The organism is Streptomyces sp. NPDC002588 (assembly GCF_040295925.1).
Classification (GTDB): Bacteria; Actinomycetota; Actinomycetes; order Streptomycetales; family Streptomycetaceae; genus Streptomyces.
The window spans coordinates 88,328-104,055 of record NZ_JBEOWF010000035.1; the positions used below are offsets into that span (position 1 = coordinate 88,328).

The 15,728-nt window shown below is 73.6% G+C and carries 16 protein-coding genes and 1 pseudogene; 12 read left to right on the forward strand and 5 right to left on the reverse strand.

What is annotated here, in order from left to right; translation table 11 throughout:
* Positions 1-10: 10 nt before the first annotated feature.
* Positions 11-1,858 carry a glutamine--fructose-6-phosphate transaminase (isomerizing) gene (gene glmS / locus ABT057_RS33475; RefSeq protein ID WP_352347392.1) on the forward strand — a complete coding sequence of 616 codons (1,848 nt, stop codon included), beginning with the start codon at positions 11-13 and terminating at the stop codon, positions 1,856-1,858.
* A 48-nt stretch (positions 1,859-1,906) separates the two neighbouring features.
* Here the strand turns inward: glmS and ABT057_RS33480 are convergent, their stop codons facing one another.
* Positions 1,907-2,338: a hypothetical protein gene (locus ABT057_RS33480; RefSeq protein WP_352347393.1), complete on the reverse strand. Its 432-nt coding sequence runs from the start codon at positions 2,336-2,338 to the stop codon at positions 1,907-1,909.
* Positions 2,339-2,800: 462 nt separating this feature from the next.
* Here ABT057_RS33480 and ABT057_RS33485 point away from each other — a divergent pair, with 462 nt between their 5' ends.
* The 7 genes from ABT057_RS33485 to ABT057_RS33515 all read left to right on the forward strand — a co-directional run bounded on the left by ABT057_RS33485 (position 2,801) and on the right by ABT057_RS33515 (position 9,032).
* A complete protein-coding gene (locus ABT057_RS33485) occupies positions 2,801-3,172 on the forward strand; it encodes a holo-ACP synthase (protein ID WP_352347394.1) in 372 nt (123 codons plus the stop codon).
* A gap of 27 nt (positions 3,173-3,199) precedes the next feature.
* Positions 3,200-4,636 (forward strand): NAD(P)H-hydrate dehydratase, encoded by a 1,437-nt coding sequence (locus ABT057_RS33490; protein WP_352347395.1) that lies wholly within the window; start codon positions 3,200-3,202, stop codon positions 4,634-4,636.
* A gap of 175 nt (positions 4,637-4,811) precedes the next feature.
* Positions 4,812-5,705 carry a L,D-transpeptidase family protein gene (locus ABT057_RS33495; protein WP_352347396.1) on the forward strand — a complete coding sequence of 298 codons (894 nt, stop codon included), beginning with the start codon at positions 4,812-4,814 and terminating at the stop codon, positions 5,703-5,705.
* Between the two features lie 35 nt (positions 5,706-5,740).
* Positions 5,741-6,907, forward strand: a complete 1,167-nt coding sequence (gene alr / locus ABT057_RS33500; RefSeq protein ID WP_352347397.1) for an alanine racemase — start codon at positions 5,741-5,743, stop codon at positions 6,905-6,907.
* A 67-nt stretch (positions 6,908-6,974) separates the two neighbouring features.
* Positions 6,975-8,240: an alpha/beta fold hydrolase gene (locus ABT057_RS33505; RefSeq protein ID WP_352347398.1), complete on the forward strand. Its 1,266-nt coding sequence runs from the start codon at positions 6,975-6,977 to the stop codon at positions 8,238-8,240.
* Entirely contained in the window at positions 8,206-8,718 is a 513-nt protein-coding gene (tsaE, locus tag ABT057_RS33510; protein WP_352347399.1) for a tRNA (adenosine(37)-N6)-threonylcarbamoyltransferase complex ATPase subunit type 1 TsaE, read from the forward strand. The genes ABT057_RS33505 and tsaE overlap by 35 nt, the downstream gene beginning before the upstream one ends.
* Before the next feature lie 143 nt (positions 8,719-8,861).
* On the forward strand, positions 8,862-9,032 hold the full coding sequence (locus ABT057_RS33515; protein ID WP_352347400.1) for a hypothetical protein: 171 nt from the start codon (positions 8,862-8,864) through the stop codon (positions 9,030-9,032).
* 7 nt (positions 9,033-9,039) lie between these two features.
* Here the strand turns inward: ABT057_RS33515 and ABT057_RS33520 are convergent, their stop codons facing one another.
* Positions 9,040-9,588: a hypothetical protein gene (locus tag ABT057_RS33520; protein ID WP_352347401.1), complete on the reverse strand. Its 549-nt coding sequence runs from the start codon at positions 9,586-9,588 to the stop codon at positions 9,040-9,042.
* A gap of 142 nt (positions 9,589-9,730) precedes the next feature.
* Between ABT057_RS33520 and tsaB the strand changes: the two genes are divergently transcribed.
* The 4 genes and pseudogenes from tsaB to ABT057_RS33540 form a co-directional block, all read left to right on the forward strand.
* A complete protein-coding gene (gene tsaB / locus ABT057_RS33525) occupies positions 9,731-10,384 on the forward strand; it encodes a tRNA (adenosine(37)-N6)-threonylcarbamoyltransferase complex dimerization subunit type 1 TsaB (protein WP_352347402.1) in 654 nt (217 codons plus the stop codon).
* Positions 10,381-10,899 (forward strand): ribosomal protein S18-alanine N-acetyltransferase, encoded by a 519-nt coding sequence (rimI, locus tag ABT057_RS33530; protein ID WP_352347403.1) that lies wholly within the window; start codon positions 10,381-10,383, stop codon positions 10,897-10,899. Before tsaB ends, rimI begins: the two co-directional genes overlap by 4 nt.
* Positions 10,892-11,989: a tRNA (adenosine(37)-N6)-threonylcarbamoyltransferase complex transferase subunit TsaD gene (gene tsaD, locus ABT057_RS33535; RefSeq protein WP_352347404.1), complete on the forward strand. Its 1,098-nt coding sequence runs from the start codon at positions 10,892-10,894 to the stop codon at positions 11,987-11,989. The genes rimI and tsaD overlap by 8 nt, the downstream gene beginning before the upstream one ends.
* A pseudogene (locus ABT057_RS33540) lies at positions 11,986-12,234 on the forward strand (hypothetical protein); the annotation flags it as partial. The gene tsaD and the pseudogene ABT057_RS33540, both read left to right, overlap by 4 nt.
* 313 nt (positions 12,235-12,547) lie before the next feature.
* On the opposite strand, the gene ABT057_RS33545 reads toward ABT057_RS33540, so the two are convergent.
* Genes ABT057_RS33545 through ABT057_RS33555 form a run of 3 tightly spaced genes read right to left on the reverse strand, consistent with a single transcriptional unit; the run spans position 12,548 to position 15,720 of the window.
* Positions 12,548-13,252, reverse strand: a complete 705-nt coding sequence (locus ABT057_RS33545) for a DUF4253 domain-containing protein (protein WP_352347405.1) — start codon at positions 13,250-13,252, stop codon at positions 12,548-12,550.
* A gap of 45 nt (positions 13,253-13,297) precedes the next feature.
* The gene (locus ABT057_RS33550; protein ID WP_352347406.1) at positions 13,298-14,239 is read right to left on the reverse strand and encodes a hypothetical protein; all 942 of its coding nucleotides are present in this window, start codon (positions 14,237-14,239) and stop codon (positions 13,298-13,300) included.
* A complete protein-coding gene (locus ABT057_RS33555; RefSeq protein ID WP_352347407.1) occupies positions 14,236-15,720 on the reverse strand; it encodes a M48 family metalloprotease in 1,485 nt (494 codons plus the stop codon). The genes ABT057_RS33550 and ABT057_RS33555 overlap by 4 nt, the downstream gene beginning before the upstream one ends.
* Positions 15,721-15,728: the final 8 nt, after the last annotated feature.

Here is a 15,728-nt window from a genome sequence, read left to right on the forward strand (position 1 = left end):
GCTGCCCCGCATGTGCGGAATCGTGGGATACGTGGGGTCTCAGTCGGCGCTCGAGGTCGTCATGGCCGGGCTGAAGCGGCTGGAGTACCGGGGATACGACTCGGCGGGCGTCGCCGTCCTGGCGGACGGGGGGCTCGCCGCCGCGAAGAGGGCCGGCAAGCTCGTCAATCTGGAGAAGGAGCTCGGGGCGCGGCCGCTGCCGACCGGGACGACGGGGATCGGGCACACGCGGTGGGCCACGCACGGCGGGCCGACGGATGCGAACGCGCATCCCCATCTCGACAACGCCGGGCGCGTCGCCGTCGTCCACAACGGGATCATCGAGAACTTCGCCTGTCTGCGGGGCGAGTTGGCCGAGCGGGGCCATGAGCTGTCGTCCGAGACGGACACCGAGGTCGTGGCGCACCTGCTCGCCGAGGAGTACTCGGCGACCGCCGACCTCGCCGAGGCCATGCGGCTGGTGTGCCGGCGGCTGGAGGGGGCGTTCACGCTGGTCGCGGTGCATGCCGACGAGCCGGACGTGGTCGTGGGCGCGCGGCGGAACTCACCGCTCGTGGTGGGCGTCGGGGAGGGGGAGGCCTTTCTCGCCTCGGACGTCGCCGCGTTCATCGCCCACACGCGGTCGGCGATCGAGCTGGGACAGGACCAGGTGGTGGAGCTGCGGCGGGACGGGGTGACGGTCACCGGTTTCGACGGGGCCCCGGCGGAGGTGCGGTCGTACCACATCGACTGGGACGCCTCCGCCGCGGAGAAGGGGGGCTACGACTACTTCATGCTCAAGGAGATCGCCGAGCAGCCCAAGGCCGTCGCCGACACCCTGCTCGGCCGGATCGATCCGTCCGGCTCGCTGACGCTCGACGAGGTGCGGATCCCTCCGGGGGTGCTGCGGGAGATCGACAAGGTCGTGGTCGTCGCGTGCGGTACGGCCTTCCACGCCGGGCTCATCGCCAAGTACGCCATCGAGCACTGGACGCGGATTCCGTGCGAGGTCGAGTTGGCCAGTGAGTTCCGGTACCGCGACCCCATCCTCGACTCCCGTTCGCTCGTCATCGCCATCTCGCAGTCCGGGGAGACCATGGACACGCTCATGGCGCTGCGGCACGCGCGCGAGCAGGGCTCCAGGGTGCTGGCCATCTGCAACACCAACGGTTCGACGATCCCCAGGGAGTCGGACGCGGTGCTGTACACGCATGCCGGGCCGGAGGTGGCGGTCGCGTCGACGAAGGCCTTCCTCACCCAGCTGGTGGCCTGCTATCTGGTGGCCCTGTATCTGGGGCAGGTGCGGGGCACCAAGTGGGCCGACGAGATCCGGGCCGTCATCCGCGACCTCGCGCAGATCTCCGGTCAGGTCGAGCGCGTCCTCGAGACCATGGAGCCGGTACGGGAGCTGGCGCGGTCGCTCGCCGGGAAGAAGACCGTGCTGTTCCTCGGGCGGCACGTCGGGTATCCGGTCGCGCTGGAGGGAGCGCTGAAGCTGAAGGAGCTCGCCTACATGCACGCCGAGGGGTTCGCGGCGGGGGAGCTCAAGCACGGGCCGATCGCTCTCGTCGAGGAGGATCTCCCGGTGGTCGTGGTCGTGCCCTCGCCCCGGGGGCGGTCAGTCCTTCACGACAAGGTCGTGTCCAACATCCAGGAGATCCGGGCGCGGGGTGCGCGGACGATCGTCATCGCGGAGGAAGGGGACGAGGCGGTGGTGCCGTACGCCGACCATCTCGTACGGATCCCCGCGACGCCGGTGCTGTTGCAGCCGCTGGTGGCGACGGTGCCGTTGCAGGTGTTCGCGTGCGAGTTGGCGACGGCGCGGGGGAACGAGGTGGACCAGCCGCGCAACCTGGCGAAGTCGGTGACGGTGGAGTAGTCCCCCGAGGCCGCCCCTGCCCGGTGGGGGCGGCGCCCCGGCCCGCCGTCAGCGGCGGCGGGCCCGGCGGCCCTTGGCCAGGGCCCAGGTCGTCCAGACCAGGGGGACCTCCGGGATCAGGACGGCCAGGACCACGTCCCACTCCACACGGGGGTCGGTGAACTCGACGGCCAGGACCATCGCCGTGATCACGCTCCACGCCGCGGCCGTCGCGCCGATCAGCCACACGCCCACGGTCCAGCCCCAGGGGTGGCGGGGGCGGTCGCCCCCGGTCTGTTCGGGGGCGGGCTCGCTCGGGCGGGGGCGCGGGATGCGGTCGGGGGCGCGGGCAGGCATCCGTACCACCGCCTCCGGCGGTACCGCCGCGTCGATCTCGGCGATGACCTCCGGGGTGATGTCCTGGTAGAGGGTCGGTTCGACGGTGACCACGAATCCGTCGTGGCCGGTCAGGGAACGGGCGCCGTCGGGGCGGGCGGTCATCGCCGCCACCGAGTCGTAGAGGACCGTGATCGGGCCGCGGGGGGTCCGGAGCGTGACGCCCCGGGGAGAGATGAGCAGGAGGACGTCCTCGTCCTCCAGGGAGTAGTGCTGGGTGCCGGTCAGCGCGGACGACGACCACTGGGGGGCCGGCCGCCGGTTCCAGGAACGTTTCGACGCCGGAGATGTCGGCGAGGAGGGCGGAGGCGGAGGAGATCTTGTCGGCCGTGTCCAGTCCCGCGAAGAAGGCGCGCACGGCGGGCCAGTCACCCGCCCGGGCGGCGGTGCGCAGCGGGATCAGCTCGGGCGTGTTGTCGTACGGATCGAAGGTCGGCCCGGTCGAGGGTATGGGTCCGCCGTCGGTGCCGCTCATCTCTCCGCCCCCAGGTGGTGATCAAGTCGCCGCAGGGCAGCAGCGGGCTGTGACAACGCGCGGGGTGATATCCCGGCCTTAGGGTGCTCGGCATGAGCATCATCGGCGTCGGAATCGACGTGGCGGAGATCGAACGGTTCGCGGCGTCGCTGGAGCGCACACCCGCGCTCGCCGGGCGGCTGTTCGTCGAGAGCGAGTTGCTGCTGCCGAGCGGGGAGCGCAGAGGGGTCGCCTCGCTGGCGGCGCGGTTCGCGGCGAAGGAAGCGTTGGCCAAGGCGTTGGGCGCGCCGCCCGGGCTGCTCTGGACGGACGCGGAGGTGTATGTCGAGGACAGCGGGCAGCCGCGGGTGCGGGTACAGGGGAGCGTCGCGGCCCGGGCCGCCGAACTGGGCGTCCAGGCGTGGCATGTGTCGCTCAGTCATGACGCGGGGGTGGCTTCGGCGGTGGTGATTGCCGAGGGGTGAGGGCCCGGCAGTGACAGACTCGGGCACATGCGTACTGCCTTCTGTGTGAACACGGTCAGGACCGCCGAGCGGGAGCTGATGGGGCGGCTTCCCGAGGGGGCGCTCATGCAACGGGCCGCTGCCGGGCTCGCCGTCGCCTGCGCGGATGTGCTGGGGCGGGTGTACGGGCGGCGGGTCGTGCTGTTGGTGGGGAGCGGGGACAACGGGGGTGACGCGCTGTACGCCGGGGCCCGGCTGGCGCGGCGGGGGGCCGGGGTGAGCGCGGTGCTGCTGTCGCCCGAGCGGGCGCACGGCGGCGGACTGGCCGCCCTGCGGCGGGCGGGAGGCCGTGCGGTGCGGGTGGCGGGCGCCGAGAGGGTGATTCAGCGGGCCGACCTCGTCGTCGACGGGATCGTGGGGATCGGGGGCAAGGGCGGGCTGCGGGCGGACGCGGCCGAGGTGGTCCGGATCGTCGAGCGGTCCGGGGCCGTCGTCGTCGCCGTGGATCTGCCGAGCGGGGTGGAGGCGGACTCCGGCGAGGTGCGGGGGGCCGCCGTACGGGCCGATGTGACCGTCACCTTCGGCACGCACAAGCCGGGGCTGCTCATCGATCCCGGGCGGGGATACGCAGGGGCGGTGCGGTTCGTCGACATCGGGCTGGGGGCCGTGCTGCCGGAGGAGGCGGAGACGGAGGCCCTGCAGCATGCCGACGTCGCGGAGTTGCTGCCTCTCCCCGGGGCCGAGAGCGACAAGTACCGGCGGGGGGTCGTGGGGATCGCGGCCGGCTCCGCGCGGTATCCGGGGGCCGCCGTGCTCGCCGTCGCGGGGGCGCTGCGGGGCGGCGCGGGCGCCGTGCGGTACGTGGGGCCGGCCGGTGACGCGGTCATCGCGCGGTTCCCGGAGACCCTCGTGTCCGAGCGGGGGCCGAAGCGGGCGGGCCGGGTGCAGGCGTGGGTGGTGGGACCGGGCGCGGGGGACGACGCGGCGACCGTCGCCGAGGTGCTGGACGCGGACGTGCCGGTGCTGCTGGACGCGGACGGGCTGCGGCTCGCCGAGCGGGACGCCGTACGGGGCCGTACCGCGCCGACGTTGATGACCCCGCACGCCGGGGAGGCCGCCGCGCTGCTGGGCGTGGCGCGGGAGGAGGTCGAGGCGGCTCGGCTGTCGGCGGTCCGCGAGCTCGCGGAGCGGTACGGGGCGACCGTGCTGCTCAAGGGGTCGACCACGGTGGTGACCGGTGCGGGCGGCGGGCCGGTGCGGGTGAACGCGACCGGGACGCCCTGGCTCGCCACGGCGGGAAGCGGGGACGTGCTGTCGGGGCTGGCGGGCTCGTTGCTGGCGGCGGGGCTGAGCGCGGTGGACGCGGGAAGCGCGGGGGCGTATCTGCACGGGCTGGCGGGGCGGTACGCGGCGGAGGGGGCGCCGGTGGGGGCGTACGGCGTGGCCGAGGCGATTCCGGAGGCCTGGCGGGACGTACGGCGCTGAGGCGCCGCTGTTTCATACGGCGGGCACTACCGTCCCGAGTCGGCGCACCCCCCGCCCTGAGGCTCGGCAACGGGCGCAGACCCTTCTGCCAGGCCCGCGGCGGGTGCCGCCGCGTCCGGGTGACCTTTCCGCGCGGCTGCCGTGAATCACACAAGAGGGACGTTTCGCTTGTCGCATGATCAGTGGACCTGTTGCCTCCCGCGGTCTCGCCGTCCTGCTCACCGCGGCCGCCCTGCTGCCCGTCGGTGCCGCCGCCGCCCTCCCCGCGCGGCCCGCTCCCGCTCCGGTCCCCGAGAGCGAGCTCGTGCCCGGGGTTCCGCCCGGCCCCCACCAGCCCTGGCAGATCGACACCCCCGACCAGGTGCTCGCGCCGCACGTGTACCGGCCGAGCGCCGCCGAGGACGCCGTCGAACCGAAGGGCGCGCCGGACGGGACCTACGACCTCATCGAGTGGGTGCCCCTCGCGGACGCCGCCGCCCGGGTGACCTGCACCAGGTCGACCGGGCCGTACCAGCGGGCGGTCGAGCGGTACTTGAAGCTGAAGGTGGACGGGAAGCAGTCCGCCGCCGACTGCAAGGCGATCCAGGCGTTCCAGAAGAAGGAGAACATCAAGCCCGCCATCGGGTTCGCGGGGCCGGTGACCTGGGCCCGGGTGATGTGGTTGTCGGCGCGCAAGAACCCCAACGCCGCCAAGAAGTGCCCCGAGACCGACGCCCGTGTTGCCTGTGTCGATCTCGACCGTCAGCTGACCTGGGTGCAGAAGGGGCCGAAGGTCGTCCTCGGCCCCCTCACCATGCGGAGCGGGCGGAAGGCGTACCCGACCCGCACGGGGTGGCACACCGTCTACTGGAAGCACAAGAACCACGTGTCGACCCTCTACAACACCCCCATGCCCTACGCCCAGTTCTTCGACGGGGGACAGGCGTTCCACGCCGTCTACGGCACCATCCACACCACGGTCGGCTCCATGGGCTGCGTCAATCTCACCGTCCGTGACGCACGCAAGCTGTGGGACGTGCTGAAGAAGGGGGACCGGGTGTATGTGTGGGGCCGGCGACCCGGCAGCTGAGGCGTTGTCCGACACCTCTGAGACACTGGGCCGTGATGAGTGAGACCGCCAAGACGCCCGCCGACCCGCCGCGCGCGCGTGCCGAGATCGACCTGGCCGCGCTGCGGGCCAATGTGCGGACCCTGCGCGCCAAGGCGCCGGGGGCGGCGTTCATGGCCGTCGTCAAGGCCGACGGATACGGGCACGGGGCGCTCGCGTGCGCCCGTGCCGCCGTGCGGGCCGGGGCCGGCTGGGTGGGTACCGCCACTCCCGAGGAGGCCCTCGCGCTGCGCGCCTCGGGCGAGTTGCCGGCCGACGTACGGATGATGTGCTGGCTGTGGACGCCCGGCGGGCCCTGGCGGGAGGCGATCGACGCCGACCTCGACGTGTCGCTGAGCGGGGAGTGGGCGCTGCACGAGCTCGTGGGCGCGGCGCGCGCGGCGGGCCGGCCGGCGCGGGTGCAGCTCAAGGCCGACACCGGGCTCGGGCGGGGCGGCAGCCAGCCCGGTGCGGACTGGCGGCGGCTCGTCGCCGGGGCGCTGGAGGCGGAGGCGGCCGGGCTGATCCGGATCACCGGGCTGTGGTCGCACTTCGCCTGCGCCGACGAGCCGGGACATCCTTCGGTCGCCGCCCAGCTCGCCCTCTTCCGCGAGATGGTCGCGTACGCCGAGGGGCAGGGCGCGCGGCCCGAGGTCCGGCACATCGCCAACTCACCGGCCACACTCACGCTCCCCGAGGCCCACTTCGACCTGGTCCGGCCGGGCATCGCGATGTACGGCGTCTCGCCCGGCCCCGCGCTCGGCTCCTCCGCCGACCTGGGGCTTCGCCCCGTGATGACGCTGACGGCCTCGCTGGCCCTGGTCAAGCACGTCCCGGGCGGCCACGGCGTGAGCTACGGCCATCACTACGTCACCCCGGGCGAGACCACCCTCGGGCTGGTGCCGCTGGGGTACGCCGACGGAGTGCCGCGGCACGCCTCCGGGACCGGGCCGGTCCTCGTCGGCGGCAAGTGGCGTACCGTCGCGGGGCGGATCGCGATGGACCAGTTCGTCGTCGATCTCGGCGGTGACGAGCCCGCGCCCGGTACCGAGGCCGTCCTCTTCGGGTCCGGCGACCGGGGTGAGCCCACCGCCGAGGACTGGGCGCAGGCCGCGGGAACCATCGGATACGAAATCGTCACGCGGATCGGTGCACGGGTTCCTCGCGTCTATGTGAACGAGTGACGAAGCGGGTAACCCGCGGGTAAGGGATCACCTGTAGTCGGCACCTTGGGGACCAGAGGAGCGGTACGTGAGCGAGAGCAGCGCGGAGGCGGTGGCGGGTGCCGCCTCGGCGGTCGTCGCCGCGGCCTCCGCCACGGGGGCGGCCGGGGCGGCGGGAGGCTGGCGCCGGGCGACCGGTATCGCCGGCGCCGCGATAGGCGTGATCGCCGCGGGCGCGGCGGCCGGGGTTGCCATCGAGCGGATGACCGTGGGACGCGGCATGCGGGCGAAGGCCCGCCTCGCGCTCGACGCCGCCGGGCCGTACGGCGGACTGCGCGGCATTCCGGGCAAGGCCGTCGCCGACGACGGCACCGAGCTGTACTACGAGGTGGACGACGTCGAGCCGCAGGGCGGGCCGGCCGGGCGGCGCCGCCGGCTGTTCGGGCGCAAGGCGCCGCTGCCGGTCACCGTCGTCTTCAGCCACGGCTACTGCCTCAACCAGGACTCCTGGCACTTCCAGCGGGCGGCGCTGCGGGGCGTCGTACGGACCGTGCACTGGGACCAGCGCAGCCACGGGCGCTCCGCACGCGGGGTCGACCAGCTCAAGGACGGGGTGGCGCTCACCATCGACCAGCTGGGGCGCGATCTGAAGGCCGTGATCGACGCGGCCGTGCCGGAGGGGCCGATCGTGCTCGTCGGGCACTCCATGGGCGGGATGACGGTGATGGCGCTCGCCGCGCAGTACCCCGAGCTCATCAGGGAGCGGGTCGTCGCCACCGCCTTCGTGGGCACGTCCTCCGGGCGGCTCGGCGAGGTCAACTTCGGGCTGCCGGTGGCCGGCGTCAACGCCGTACGGCGGGTGCTGCCCGGTGTGCTGAAGGCGCTCGGGCAGCAGGCCGCGCTGGTGGAGAAGGGGCGGCGGGCCACCGCGGACCTGTTCGCGGGGATCATCAAGCGGTACTCGTTCGCCTCGCGGGACGTCGACCCGGCCGTGGCGCGGTTCGCCGAGCGGATGATCGAGGGGACGCCCATCGACGTCGTCGCCGAGTTCTATCCGGCGTTCACCGATCACGACAAGACCGAGGCGCTCGCCCTGTTCGCGGACATGCCGGTGCTCGTGCTGGCCGGGATCGGGGACCTCGTCACGCCGAGTGAGCACAGCGAGGCGATCGCCGACATGCTGCCGGGCGCCGAGCTGGTGTTGGTGCCGGACGCCGGGCACCTGGTCATGCTGGAGCACCCGGAGGTCGTCACCGACCGCCTCGCCGATCTGCTCGCCCGCGCGGGTGCCGTTCCGGCAGGGGCTACCGTGGGTGGCTATGGAAGCACCAGCGGCAGCGCACAACCTGGCTGAGACCGACCTGATCATCAACTCTCCCGAGCAGATGCGCGAGTTGGGCCGCCGCCTGGCCAAACTGCTGCGCGCCGGCGATCTCGTGATGCTCAGCGGGGAGCTCGGCGCGGGCAAGACGACGCTGACCCGGGGGCTCGGCGAGGGGCTCGGGGTCCGGGGGGCCGTCACCTCGCCGACCTTCGTGATCGCCCGGGTGCACCCCTCCCTCGGGGACGGTCCGCCGCTCGTCCACGTCGACGCCTACCGCCTGGGCGGCGGGCTCGACGAGATGGAGGACCTGGACCTCGACGTGTCGCTGCCCGAGTCCGTGATCGTCGTGGAGTGGGGCGAGGGGAAGGTCGAGGAGCTGACCGAGGAGCGGCTCCAGGTACGGATCCACCGGGCCGTCGGCGACACGACGGACGAGGTGCGGCAGGTGACCGTCACCGGGCTGGGCGAGCGGTGGGCCGCGGCGGATCTGACCGTGCTGGCGGCCTGACCTGCCGTGCGCTCGTTTCCGTGAACGTTTCCGACAGGACGTCGGCAAAATGTTGCGTTCGGCGTCTTGTGCGTGGTCACATGGTAGCCAGTCCGTAGTTAGGTCTGCCTAACCAGGTCCCGCCCCGCTCTCAGGAGGCGCCCATGCCGACCACCGAGCCCAAGGTCCAGCCGCCCGGGCCGTTCGCGCTCGCCGGGGTGTCCATGCGCGATCTGCTGGCCTCGTGCGCGGCTGCGGAGGCGGTGTCGACCCCGCCCCGGCTGCCGGATCCGGCCGTCGCCCGCAAGCCGGTCGACCACCCCCGGGCGGCTTAGGGCGCTTCTAGCGGATCACGACCACCTGCTGGCCGATCGTCGCGAAGTCCCACATCGCGTTGCCGTCCGCCCGGGACTCCCGGATGCCGCCGGTGCGCACCGGTGCTCCTGACGGCGGTGTCACGTCCTTCACCGCCGCGCTGAAGCCGATGGTCACGCCGCCCACCGTGGTGAAGCGGACGACGTGCTCGACCGGCGTGCCGTCGGTGCCGGTGATCCGGCCCGAGCGGGAGGTGACGGAGTACGTGCCGGGGAGCGGGTCGACCCTGCCGGGGGTGACCGGGAACGTGCGCCGGACCTGGCCGTCCATGCCGACCAGCCACACCCGGTCGTCGTCCACCGAGTACACCACCCGTCGGCCGCTCCCGGACCTGCCCGGCAGCGCGGCGGGGTGTTTCGTGTCCCGGGGCGCCTTCGGCGCGGCGGACGAGACGGCGGCGCGCGGCCTGCCCAGGCCCGCGGGCACGGTCGCCGACGCCTGGTAGGCGAGGAACCCGACCGTCGCGACGGCCGCCGCCGTGAACCCGGCGACGAAGGCCGAGCTGCTGCCTGACACGAACGATCACCTCGGCGTCGTTGTCTTCGATGCTGTCTTGAATGCCTTGAATGTATTGAATGTCGTCGCGGCGACGTTAGCAGTCGCCCCGGGCCCGACCGGGACATCCGACACGGGCGCCGGAGGGCCGTAGGCTGTTTGCGTGCTCTTGCTCGCTCTGGATACCGCCACCCCCGCCGTCACCGTCGCGCTCCACGACGGCACGGACGTCATCGCCTCCTCGAGCCAGGTGGACGCGCGCCGGCACGGAGAACTGCTGCTGCCGGCCGTGGACAGGCTCCTCGCCGAGGCCGGGTGCAGGCTCGACGCCGTCACCCGGATCGTCGTCGGCGTCGGCCCCGGCCCGTACACCGGGCTGCGCGTCGGGCTGATGACCGCCGACACCTTCGGGCTCGCGCTCGGCGTCCCCGTGCACGGACTGTGCACGCTCGACGGCCTCGCGTACGCCTCCGACGTCGCGGGCCCGTTCGTCGTGGCGACGGACGCCCGCCGCAAGGAGGTCTACTGGGCGCGCTACGCCGACTCCCGCACCCGCCTCACGGAGCCGGCCGTGGACCGGCCCGCCGAGATCGCCGAGCAGGTGGCCGGGCTGCCGGCCGTCGGCGCGGGCGCGCTGCTGTACCCGGACACCTTCCCCGAGGCGCACGAGCCGGAGCACGTCTCGGCGGCCGCGCTGGCCTCGCTGGCAGTCGAGCGGCTCGCCGCGGGCGGTGAACTCCCCGACCCGCGCCCGCTGTACCTGCGCCGGCCGGACGCCCAGGTCCCCAAGAACTACAAGGTGGTCACCCCCAAGTGACCGACGCCGTGACTCCTCGTCTGCGCGAGATGCGCTGGTGGGACATCGATTCCGTGCTGGAGCTGGAGAAGGACCTGTTTCCCGAGGACACCTGGTCCCGGGGCATGTTCTGGTCCGAGCTGGCGCACTCGCGCGGGCCCGAGGCGACCCGCCGCTATGTCGTCGCCGAGCAGGGCGGGCGCGTCGTCGGATACGCCGGACTCGCCTCGTCCGGAGACCTCGCCGACGTCCAGACGATCGCCGTCGCCCGCGACCAGCAGGGCACCGGTCTCGGCGGGCGGCTGCTCGCCGAGCTGCTGCGGGCGGCGACCGCGTTCGAGTGCGCCGAAGTGATGCTGGAGTGCCGGGTCGACAACGTCCGGGCGCAGAAGCTCTACGAACGCTTCGGCTTCGAGCCGATCGGCTTCCGGCGCGGCTACTACCAGCCGGGGAACGTGGACGCGCTGGTGATGCGCCGCACCGACCCGGCGACTCCACTACAGGGAACAGGACAAGGAACCGACACCCATGGCTGACGAACCCCTCGTCCTCGGCATCGAGACCTCGTGCGACGAGACCGGCGTCGGCATCGTCCGGGGCACCACCCTGCTGGCGGACGCCGTCGCCTCCAGCGTCGACGAGCACGCCCGCTTCGGCGGTGTCGTCCCGGAGGTCGCCTCCCGCGCCCATCTGGAGGCGATGGTCCCGACCGTCGAGCGGGCGCTCAAGGAGGCGGGCGTCTCGGCGAAGGACCTCGACGGCATCGCGGTCACCGCGGGCCCCGGACTGGCGGGCGCGCTGCTGGTCGGCGTCTCGGCGGCGAAGGCGTACGCCTACGCCCTCGGCAAGCCCCTCTACGGCGTGAACCACCTCGCCTCCCACATCTGCGTGGACCAGCTGGAGCACGGCCCGCTGCCGGAGCCGACGATGGCCCTGCTGGTGAGCGGAGGCCACTCGTCGTTGTTGCTGTCGTCGGACATCACCTCGGACGTCCGCCCCATGGGCGCCACCATCGACGACGCGGCGGGCGAGGCCTTCGACAAGATCGCGCGCGTGCTGAACCTGGGCTTCCCCGGCGGACCGGTCATCGACCGCTACGCCCGCGAGGGCGACCCGGCCGCGATCACCTTCCCGCGCGGTCTGACCGGCCCGCGCGACCCGGCGTACGACTTCTCCTTCTCCGGTCTGAAGACGGCGGTCGCCCGCTGGATCGAGGCGAAGCGGGCGTCGGGCGAGGAGGTCCCGGTCCGGGACGTGGCCGCGTCCTTCCAGGAGGCCGTCGTCGACGTCCTGACCCGCAAGGCGGTACGGGCCTGCAAGGACGCGGGCGTCGACCACCTGATGATCGGCGGCGGGGTGGCCGCCAACTCCCGCCTGCGGGTGCTGGCCCAGGAGCGCTGCGAGGCGGCCGGTGTCCGTCTGCGCGTCCCCCGTCCCAAGCTGTGCACGGACAACGGCGCGATGGTCGCGGCGCTGGGCGCGGAGATGGTGGCGAGGGGCCGTTCGGCATCGAGCTGGGACCTCTCGGCCGACTCCTCCCTCCCGGTGACGGACCCGCACGTCCCCGGCACCGGCCAGGACCACGACCATGTGCACGAGGTCAGTGGGGACAACCTGTACTCATGACGGTCGCGCTGATGTGGGAGGCCCGGGCGGTCGCGGGCGGCGGCCCCGACCTCGTCGGCTGGGCCGAAGCCCAGCCCCTCCCGGAACGGCCCCTGCGCCGCGAGACCTTCCGTGCCCCGCAGGACCGGGTCCTGGTCATCACGTGGTGGGACGCGGAGTACGACGACGCCGGGCTTCCCGAACTCCCGGATCCGCCGCCGGAGTCGGTGACCCGCCCGGTCCACCGCTGGCGCTTCGAGTCACTGGAACGCTCCTGGTACGCCGTCCGCTGCGTCTTCCGCCACGCCCGCCTGGGCACCTACGAGGAACGCGTCACGCTCTGGACCGCCCGCTCCTGCGACGAGGCGATCGCCCGCGCGGAGGCGGAGGCCGCCCGATACTGCGAGGACGTCGACGGCGTCGAGTACGTCCGCTTCGCCGAGAGCTACCTGCTGGGCGACCCGCCCGGCGAGGGTGCCGAGGTCTTCTCCCTCATGCGCGAGAGCACGCTCCCGCCGGGGGAGTACGTGGAGCGCTTCTTCGCGACGGGGGCGGAGCGGACGGGCTGAATAGACCCCCTCAGTCCCACCAGAACCGCCACCGGCGCAGGGTCAGGAGTTCCTGCGGATACGTGTTCTCCCAGTCGTCGAAGTTGTTGTGGAACACGTCGGGGCAGGCCAGGTAGTGCTCGCAGGCCAGGACGTGGGCCTCGTGGAGGTCGCGTGGGGGAGCCGCGGCCGAGAGGAGCGTCTCGCCGTGGGTGAGGCCGACGAGACGCGCTCCGAAGCGGTCCTCCCAGGAGCGGAGCACCCCTGACAGTTCGTCCGCGGTCATGTGGTTGCCCATTCCCGGCCAGCCCAGGACGACCGGTACGTCGGAGCCCCGCTCGGCCTGGACCAGCGCCAGGCAGCGGGCCCGGTCCTCGCGTACGACGGCGGTGGCGGCCTCGGCCGCGCACAGGTCGGGGTCCGGTCCCGTCGAGGCCGGTGCGGCCAGGCCCGGCCACTCGGGGAAGACCGGCCAGGAGCGCGGATTCCACTCGCCCCGGAGGTACGCGGCGGCGTCGACCGGGCCGTCCCCGTCGGTCTTGAACTCGTACGTGTCCTCCGTGTACTCGAGCAGCACCGGATACAGCCCCGTCCGTGCCCGCTCGGCGTAGAGGCGCTGCCACCACACGTCCGCGTCCAGGAGCTTGCGCTCGCTCATCCACACCAGGAGGCCGTCCTGGCCGTACGACTCGACGATCCTGCCCGGTGGCAGGGACTGCGGCAGTGAGATGTCCATGGGCGGAAGGTAAGGGGGGCCACTGACAACGAGGCTGCGGCCGGGCTACGGCTGCGGTGCCGACAGCGCCCACACCGAGGTGAACAAGGTCGCGCCGCCGAGGGCGAAGGCCACCGTGCCGGTCAGGGTCGGGCCCGTCAGGAGGAGGCCCGTGACGAGGCCGAGGGCGGTGCCGACGGCGGCTCTCCGGGCGCCCTCGGGCCAGGGCGGTGCGGGGCGTACGGCGATGCCGGGCGGGAGGACGAACGCGTCCCGCAGGTCCGCGCGGACGGTCTCGTCGTCGTGGAAGAGGACGGTGGCCGGGGGATGTTCCCGCAGCCGCCCCAGGGGGACCAGGCGGGTGCCGTCGGGGAGGACGGCCACGACGGTGCCCGTGCCGTGCACGGTCACGGGGATTTCGGCCGGTGGGTCGTGCAGGGCGGGATGCCACATGACCCGCTGCCAGTGCTCGTGGCCCTCCGGTGCCGTCAGCTGCAGCCAGGTCGCCGTGGAGGCGCGCCAGAGCGCCCTGCGGGTGCCGGCGCGGACGCGTGCCGTCATGGGCCGGCCGGGGCGGCGGGCCGTCCGGCGGAACCGCAGGGCGCGCCGGATCCAGACGAGGAGGACGGGGAGGGCCGACGCGGCGGCCAGGAGGATCGGGGCGGTCAGGTCGTCCTCCTCCGCCGTCTCGTCCGGGTCGGCCGGAAAGCCCTCCCGGGAGCCGGGGGCGTAGGCGACCGGGAAGTCCGCACCCTTGGAGTAGCGGTCGGTGTCGTAGACGCCGAAGCGCTGGACATGGGTGTGGTGTTCGGCGTCCGTCCAGCGGACCCGGATGTCGAGGTCGTCGCCGATGCCGTCCTCGACGACCACGCCCGTCGTCCGGGCCGTGGCACGGTCGCGGGCGTCCACGTAGCTCGCGGCGTGGAGGCCCAGCCAGGCGGCGAACAGGGCGTATCCGGTGAGGGTGACGGCGATGCCGAGGAGCCCTGCGCGCAGGGGGCGGGTCATGCGGGCGTCTCCTTCAGCAGGGCACGGGGGACGGCCGGGTCGGCGGCGGTCACGGCGTCGGCGACCAGGGCGCGGAGGTCCACGGTCCGGCGGCCGTCCGGGGACGTCAGGACCGTGGTCGTCCAGCGGGTCGCCGGCGTCCAGCGGGACGTCTCCAGTGTCTCGGCGAGCGCTTCGGCGACCGCCGCCGTGAAGACCCTCCGGGCCAGTTGTCCGCGCACGGCCGCCGGGGCCCGGCGCAGACGCGGTTCCAGGCGGCGGGCCAGCCGCTGCCAGCTGCCGTCGGCGAGGGTGTCCAGGGCCGTCGCGACCGCGGCTGCCGGGGTGTCCGTGCCGGTGGCCCGGAACAACGGGGCCGTGCCCGGGGCGTCGTTCAGTTCGCGCAGTTCCTCGGGGGGCAGCGCCAGCAGCCGTACGGGCTGGACGTCGTTCTCCTCCTCGCCGTTCTGCAGGGCGAGTCGTCGCGTGCACCAGCGGGCGATCTCCGGGCCCGTGCGCAGCGCGACGGGCGCGGCGCCGTACGTCCCCGTCCCCGCCCGCGTCGGCAGTGCGGCGAGGCGGATCGCCAGGGGAGGGTGGTCGGCCGTGGCGTACGGGTCGACCGCGTCGTCCTCGGCGGCGGTGCGGGCGGCGCGGGCCGCCATGTGCGGGTCGGCGAACGCGGTGTCGAGGGCGTCGTAGAAGTCCTTGGGCCAGGCGTCGCGTTCGGCCAGTTCGGACAGCCAGGGTTCGGCGAGGCACTCGAAGACGGAGTGGAGGGTGACGGTCCGCTCCAGCGCCGACGCGGTGGCCTCGGTGCCGGCGACCTCGGCCGCGCCCGCGTCGGCGGCCGTCTCGGTCCGCCACAGGTACCGCTGGGAGGCGCGCAGAAGCGGGGCGGCCGGCGGCGCGAGGGGGCGGAAACGGCGGTCCAGGCGGTCGGCGAGGCGGGCATGGGCGTAGGACAGCAGGGCGGCACAGTGGCCCCTCTCCCGGCGCTCGTGTGCCAGTTCGTGCGCGACGACCGAGGCCAGCTCGCGTTCGGTCAGGTTGCGCAGGAGGGGCAGGCCCAGGAGGAGGACGTGGGAGCGGACCCCGGCGACCCGGACCCGGCCCACGGAAGCCTGGACCTCCGGGACGATCCGGACGAGGAGCGGTGCGCGGAAGCCGAGGCGGGCGGCCACGTCCCGGACGAGCGCGGCGAGTTCGGGTTCGTCGTCGGGGCGCACCACCCGCCCGGGGAGCGGTCCGCGCTTGCGCGCGACGGCGCCGAAGACACCGAACCAGAACAGCAGCAGGGGGGCGAGCACGGAACCGTCCGGGTGCCAGAACAGCGTGACACCGAGGCATGCCGCGCAGGCCACGGCCGTCGGCAGCCACGCCAGGATCAGCAGGGCGGCGCCCAGCAGCCACTCGCGCGCTCCGTGGCGCTCCGGTATGGGGTGTCCATGCGCTGTCCCGCCGCCGGCCCGACATGTCGGCGGATTCTGACACGGGGGCACCCCCCGTC

What these genes read in the sequence shown, in the direction of transcription:
- ABT057_RS33485 (WP_352347394.1), top strand. Translation starts at nt 2,801, where the DNA reads ATGAGCATCATCGGCGTCGGAATCGACGTGGCGGAGATCGAACGGTTC.
- ABT057_RS33545 (WP_352347405.1), bottom strand. Translation starts at nt 13,252, where the DNA reads ATGGACATCTCACTGCCGCAGTCCCTGCCACCGGGCAGGATCGTCGAG.
- ABT057_RS33550 (WP_352347406.1), bottom strand. Translation starts at nt 14,239, where the DNA reads ATGACCCGCCCCCTGCGCGCAGGGCTCCTCGGCATCGCCGTCACCCTC.
- alr (WP_352347397.1), top strand. Translation starts at nt 5,741, where the DNA reads ATGAGTGAGACCGCCAAGACGCCCGCCGACCCGCCGCGCGCGCGTGCC.
- tsaD (WP_352347404.1), top strand. Translation starts at nt 10,892, where the DNA reads ATGGCTGACGAACCCCTCGTCCTCGGCATCGAGACCTCGTGCGACGAG.
- ABT057_RS33490 (WP_352347395.1), top strand. Translation starts at nt 3,200, where the DNA reads ATGCGTACTGCCTTCTGTGTGAACACGGTCAGGACCGCCGAGCGGGAG.
- glmS (WP_352347392.1), top strand. Translation starts at nt 11, where the DNA reads ATGTGCGGAATCGTGGGATACGTGGGGTCTCAGTCGGCGCTCGAGGTC.
- ABT057_RS33515 (WP_352347400.1), top strand. Translation starts at nt 8,862, where the DNA reads ATGCCGACCACCGAGCCCAAGGTCCAGCCGCCCGGGCCGTTCGCGCTC.
- ABT057_RS33495 (WP_352347396.1), top strand. Translation starts at nt 4,812, where the DNA reads ATGATCAGTGGACCTGTTGCCTCCCGCGGTCTCGCCGTCCTGCTCACC.
- tsaE (WP_352347399.1), top strand. Translation starts at nt 8,206, where the DNA reads ATGGAAGCACCAGCGGCAGCGCACAACCTGGCTGAGACCGACCTGATC.
- ABT057_RS33480 (WP_352347393.1), bottom strand. Translation starts at nt 2,338, where the DNA reads ATGACCGCCCGCCCCGACGGCGCCCGTTCCCTGACCGGCCACGACGGA.